The sequence below is a fragment of the Bradyrhizobium genomosp. III genome (genome assembly GCF_000261705.1).
Lineage (GTDB): Bacteria > Pseudomonadota > Alphaproteobacteria > Rhizobiales > Xanthobacteraceae > Bradyrhizobium > Bradyrhizobium ottawaense.
The window spans coordinates 1-2,861 of sequence record NZ_AJQF01000126.1 but is presented as its reverse complement, the minus strand read 5'-3'; the positions used below and the strand labels follow the sequence as shown (position 1 = coordinate 2,861).

2 protein-coding genes are annotated in these 2,861 nt (G+C 66.1%); both read left to right on the top strand.

What is annotated here, in order from left to right:
• Nucleotides 1-336 precede the first annotated feature (336 nt).
• Nucleotides 337-1,227, top strand: a complete 891-nt coding sequence (locus IC66_RS0111235; RefSeq protein ID WP_028145523.1) for an outer membrane protein assembly factor BamD — start codon at nt 337-339, stop codon at nt 1,225-1,227.
• 13 nt (nt 1,228-1,240) lie between these two features.
• Nucleotides 1,241-2,861 (top strand): DNA repair protein RecN (gene recN / locus IC66_RS0111230; protein ID WP_038947672.1); only part of this gene is annotated, 1,621 nt, incomplete at its 3' end.

Genomic DNA, 2,861 nt, shown 5'->3' with positions numbered 1-2,861 from the left:
CCCCCCGCCGCACCACGCGTCCTGTGGGCGAGGTCGGTCGCGGTATCGTCGGCGGCCGGATCGCTGCGGCCTACGGGCCGGACGTGTCCTGAACAGAGTTGTTGCCGCCGGCCTCAGGCAGCGGCTTACCCCGGGAAACTCCTGGTAACCATGATCGGCTAGGATTGCGGCACGTTCGCCTTAATCCGGGCGGAATGCCTGCCTATCCGGTTGGTTAAAGATCGCTTTTCGGATACATCGGCGTGGTCGCATGGCAGGCACCACGGTTACATTTCGCGCCCATGACGGGTTCATGGGCTGGCGGCACCGCATCACAGGGCGTCAGGGCTTAAACTCATGTCGGCACAGCGTACGACGCGCGGATATTTCTCGGTCTCGTCGCGGGCCCGTGGGCTGCTGCAGGCCGTGACCTTCATGTTGCTCGCGCTTCCGCTGGCCGGCTGCGGCACCGGCTCGCTCTGGGACAAGTTCACCGCCAAGGACGACACCTTCGTCGAGGAGCCCGCCGACAAGATCTACAATGAGGGCCTGTACCTCATGAACGAGAAGAAGGATATGAAGGCGGCGAACAAGAAGTTCGAAGAGGTCGACCGCCAGCATCCTTATTCCGACTGGGCCCGCAAATCGCTGCTGATGTCGGCTTATGCGTCCTACCAGGGCGGCGACTTCGACGGCTGCATCGGCGCCGCCACCCGCTATGTCACACTGCATCCCGGCAGCCCGGACGCGGCCTATGCGCAATATCTGATCGCCGCTTCCCATTACGACCAGATTCCGGACATCAGCCGCGACCAGGCCCGCACCGAGAAGGCGATCGCCGCCCTCGAAGAGGTGGTGCGCAAATATCCGAACTCGGAATACGCCACGTCCGCCAAGGCCAAGATCGAGGGTGCGCGCGACCAGCTTGCCGGCAAGGAAATGAATGTCGGCCGCTATTACGCGCAGAAGCGCGACTACACGGCGGCGATCAACCGCTACAAGACCGTCGTCACGCAGTACCAGACCACCCGCCATGTCGAGGAAGCGCTGTTCCGGCTGACCGAGGCCTATATGGCGATCGGCATAGTCGGGGAGGCGCAGACCGCGGCGGCCGTGCTTGGGCACAATTTTCCTGACAGCCGCTGGTACAAGGACGCCTATAATCTTGTAAAATCCGGCGGTCTCGAACCGAGCGAGAATCAGGGGTCTTGGATCAGCCGGACCTTCAAGAAGATGGGTCTCGGCTAGGAAATTTGGTTCAATGCTGGCGCGTCTGTCGATCCGTGACATCGTCCTGATCGAACGGCTCGATATCGAATTCGCCACCGGCCTCGCGGTTTTGACCGGCGAAACCGGTGCGGGCAAATCCATCCTGCTCGATGCCTTTGCGCTCGCACTCGGCGGCCGCGGCGACGCCGGCCTCGTGCGCCACGGCGTGGAGCAGGGGCAGGTGACCGCCGTGTTCGATGTCCCCAAGAATCACCCCGCGACGAAGATCCTTGCCGAGAACGGCCTGGATGACACCGGCGAGATGATCTTGCGCCGCGTGCAACTCGCCGACGGCCGCACCCGGGCCTTCATCAACGACCAGTCGATCAGCGTGCAGACCCTGAAGGCGGTCGGCGCCGCCCTGGTCGAGATCCACGGCCAGCATGACGAGCGCGCGCTGGTCGACGCCGCCACCCACCGCCGCCTGCTCGACGCGTTCGCCGGCCTGGAGAAGGACGTTGCCGCGGTCGAATCGCTCTGGGACGCACGCCGGACTGCCAATACCGCGCTGGAGGAGCATCGCGCCGGCATGGAGCGCGCCGCGCGCGAGGCCGACTATCTACGCCACGCCTCCGCCGAGCTGAAGCAGCTCGCGCCCAAGGACGGCGAGGAGACCTCGCTCGCCAACCGCCGCACCACCATGATGCAGGGCGAGAAGATCGCCTCCGATTTGCGCGAGGCGCAGGAGGCTGTCGGTGGCCACCATTCGCCGGTCTCGACGCTGTCGGCGGCGGTACGCCGACTGGAACGCCGCGGCGTCAATTCGCCGGCGCTGGTCGAGCCCGCCGTGAAGGCGATCGACATGGCGATCAACGCGCTGGAGGAAGCCGACCAGCATCTGCAGGCGGCACTCGCGGCGACCGATTTCGATCCGACCGAGCTCGAACGTATCGAGGAGCGCCTGTTCGCGCTGAGGGCCGCCTCGCGCAAATATTCGACGCCGGTCGACGGGCTCGCCGCGCTGGCCGCCAAATACGCCGCCGACGTCGTGCTGATCGATGCCGGCGCCTCGCGGCTGAAAAAGCTGGAGCAGGCCGCGATCGAGGCAGATAGCCGCTATGCCGCCGCCGCCAAGAAGCTGTCGCTGGTGCGGCAGAAATCGGCGGAAAAGCTCAACAAGGCGGTCAACGCCGAGCTGGCGCCGCTCAAGCTCGAACGCGCAAAGTTCATGACCCAGGTCGCGACCGATGAGGCAGCTCCGGGACCGCAAGGCTTCGACCGCGTCGAGTTCTGGGTGCAGACCAATCCGGGCACCAAGCCGGGACCGATGATGAAGGTTGCCTCGGGCGGCGAGCTGTCGCGCTTCCTGCTGGCGCTCAAGGTCGTGCTGTCCGACCGCGGCTCGGCGCCGACGCTGGTGTTCGACGAAATCGACACCGGCGTGGGCGGTGCGGTCGCCGACGCCATCGGTGGGCGCCTGGCGCGGCTTGCCGGCAAGGTGCAGGTGATGGCCGTGACCCACGCCCCGCAGGTCGCCGCCCGCGCCGACCAGCACCTCCTGATCTCCAAGGACGCCCTCGACAAGGGCAAGCGCGTCGCCACCCGGGTCAATGCGCTGGCCGCCGACCACCGCCGCGAGGAAATCGCCCGCATGCTGGCCGGCGCCGAGATCA